The organism is Vibrio sp. V23_P3S9T160 (assembly GCF_963886625.1).
In the GTDB taxonomy this organism is placed as follows: Bacteria; Pseudomonadota; Gammaproteobacteria; order Enterobacterales; family Vibrionaceae; genus Vibrio; species Vibrio anguillarum.
Genome location: NZ_CAWPDB010000094.1, coordinates 1 through 2,487, shown reverse-complemented (window position 1 = coordinate 2,487; position 2,487 = coordinate 1). Strand labels below are relative to the sequence as shown.

At 37.3% G+C, this 2,487-nt stretch carries 4 protein-coding genes; 3 read left to right on the top strand and 1 reads right to left on the bottom strand.

The window, feature by feature from the left end; translation table 11 throughout:
- From AACU59_RS04890 to AACU59_RS04880, 3 genes are all read left to right on the top strand, one after another.
- Positions 1-1,030, top strand: a 1,030-nt coding sequence (locus AACU59_RS04890; protein WP_337247330.1) for a zinc dependent phospholipase C family protein, incomplete at its 5' end; no start/stop codon positions are given.
- Complete coding sequence (locus tag AACU59_RS04885) at positions 1,027-1,425, top strand: hypothetical protein (RefSeq protein ID WP_013868605.1); 399 nt, start codon at positions 1,027-1,029, stop codon at positions 1,423-1,425. The genes AACU59_RS04890 and AACU59_RS04885, both read left to right, overlap by 4 nt.
- Positions 1,426-1,596: 171 nt before the next feature.
- Positions 1,597-2,031 carry an excinuclease gene (locus tag AACU59_RS04880; protein ID WP_161437600.1) on the top strand — a complete coding sequence of 145 codons (435 nt, stop codon included), beginning with the start codon at positions 1,597-1,599 and terminating at the stop codon, positions 2,029-2,031.
- 242 nt (positions 2,032-2,273) lie between these two features.
- Here the strand turns inward: AACU59_RS04880 and AACU59_RS04875 are convergent.
- Positions 2,274-2,487 (bottom strand): hypothetical protein (locus AACU59_RS04875; protein WP_237666578.1); only part of this gene is annotated, 214 nt, incomplete at its 5' end.

Below are 2,487 nucleotides of genomic sequence, written 5' to 3'. Positions count from 1 at the left end.
CCTTAACAGGGCGTTATATGCTATTACTGGCCAACCTTATCTACATCACATTAAGTCTTTAAATTTAATAGTAATATCATTGATCATTTATCATGGAGGATTAGCTATGCCAGGCGCATTTGCACATATAACAGCTGTTAATTTCGCAATAAGTAATTCAAATCTCAAATCATTAAATATGCCTAAAAAAGCAAAGTTAGCTCTCAGCCGAAATCAAAAATTCGTTGAGCTAGGCTGTGTCAGTCCTGACTTTCCTTATTTAAAATTAGGAAGTCCAGACCAAAATGAATGGGCCGATAAGATGCATTATGAGAAAGTAGGCGTCTTAATAAGAAAAGCAATATTACTTGTAAAAAATTTATCAGGCGAGGATCAAGAGAAAGCATTTGCTTGGCTTTGTGGTTTTGTTGCCCATGTCATTTCTGATATTACAATTCACCCTGTTGTTGAGATGAGAGTTGGGCCATACCATGAAAATTCTCAAGAACATCGAATTTGTGAGATGAATCAAGATGCGTATATATGGCCAAAGTTAAACTTAGGTGAAATCGGTTATGCTGAAAGGGTGAACAATAATATTGGATCTTGTAACGATCCTACAAACCCATCGAATTTAGATAGAATAATTACTAAGCTATGGGAAACTTGCTTAAAGGATGTTTTTCCTGAAAAAGCTGACTCTACACATCCTGATATTAACGGTTGGTATAAAGGCTTTCAGTTTATAGTTAATAATATTGAAGAGGGTTATCGACTTTTTCCTTTAGCTAGACATGTTGCTGCGAAACAAGGGTTGGTTTATCCAAGTTTGGAAGAGATAGATGAATCTTATATTAAAGCTTTGAAAACACCTTGTGGGATAGAAGATTATGATTCAATTTTCGAACGAGCAGTTGAAAATGTGAAGCAATACTTGTGTTACTTGTCTAACGCTGTTTTTGATGATGGTAGTGTTGATATGTTTTTAAATTGGAACTTAGACACTGGTCGTTGTGAAAAGGAAATGTTGACTGCTTGGAGTAACTCATGAAATATCTAAACTTATTAATATTATCAATGTTAACTGCTGGATGCGCTGTATCTAAACCATATAACGATGAAAAAATGTATGACTTAGCTTCTCAATTTAAAGATCTTGCTCAAACTGTCGATGGATCCATTAAATTTGGTGATGTCATGATTGATAGCGGTGCACAGGCCTTAGAAATTGTTTCAACAGAGCAACCAGATAAGGTTGCACCTTTTGTTAAATATACAATTAAAGCTGAAATGCAAGGCGACAATGCCGTACTTCTATTGTGTGAAGAAGATGTTGCCTTAATCGAAGATGCAGGGTGTAACGCTGTACTTGATAAAGTTTATTGGCATGAACTTAAAAGTAATAGTTGTGTGATTACATTGCAAAGTAATCAGGTATGCAATTAGAGAACGCATATAACAAAGCATTTAAGAGTGATTCCCAACGCTTGGCATTTTTAGCTCAAGGTTGGGTTTCGTGTTTACGGCGCAATGGTTTAGGTCAGGTGGCAGCGTTGCTCACACCTTAATGCGGCGTTATGCTCTAGTCACAATCAAACTATTTTGGAATTTATCACAATGAAAAAATTAACAATTCTAGCTCTTTCATCACTGGCTTTCTTCTCATCTAACACTTTTGCTAGAGATGATGTGGGTAATTATTCGATTACAAAGGCAATGAGCTCCGAAGTGGCTAAATCTAAATTAGGCTCTGAAGTTTCATTTTACTTTGGCGAGCAGAGTTACGGCAAAGTTCTCAAAGAATTAGGTGAATTTAAAACCAGTAAAAAAACGAACGCTTTCAATAAAACAGATGAAGAAGCGTGCAACTGGGTTTTTCTTTCTGCCATGATTGCTCTTAAAGACAGAGCGATAAAAGAGGGTGGAAATGCAGTAGTTAATATCAAATCAAATTACAAAAACAACCTCACTTCAAGCAACGATACTTTTCAATGTGGTGCTGGAGCCGTAATGGCTGGAGTTGCATTGAGTGGTGAAGTGGTGAAGTTGTGAAGCTCAAAAAATAAGCATAACAAACGGTTAAAGAGGGATTGCCAACGCTCGTCGACTTTAGTTCAAAATTGAAATTCAGCGTTTACGGCGTGTTTTTTGAGTTAAGTGGTGCGTTGTCAACCCCTTAACCGGGCGTTATGCAACTCAGGTAAATTTAGGAGTTCAATCTTTTTAGGTTTCTCCGGCCATTCGTTTTGTGTTGTCGGCAAATGAGCTTTTTTACCCTCAAATTCGTGGTTAACTTAAACCGTAAAACAGGCAAGGTTCTTTGTTTGCCTCAATGAGTTTGTGCTGGTTTGTTGCCAATTCAGCGTGCGCAAAGTGTGGAAAGGGCAAGTTAATCGAGCATTTTGCACTTGCTGAAAGTCTTGCTTGTAGGGTTTGTTTCCTTCAAAAGCTTGTTGGTTGTTGAACGGTGGACTTTGTTTTGGCGGCTCATTTATCGCAGTTCTTGCT

Coding starts and splice junctions, on each gene's coding strand:
- AACU59_RS04880 (WP_161437600.1), top strand. CDS start 1,597: ATGAAAAAATTAACAATTCTAGCTCTTTCATCACTGGCTTTCTTCTCA.
- AACU59_RS04885 (WP_013868605.1), top strand. CDS start 1,027: ATGAAATATCTAAACTTATTAATATTATCAATGTTAACTGCTGGATGC.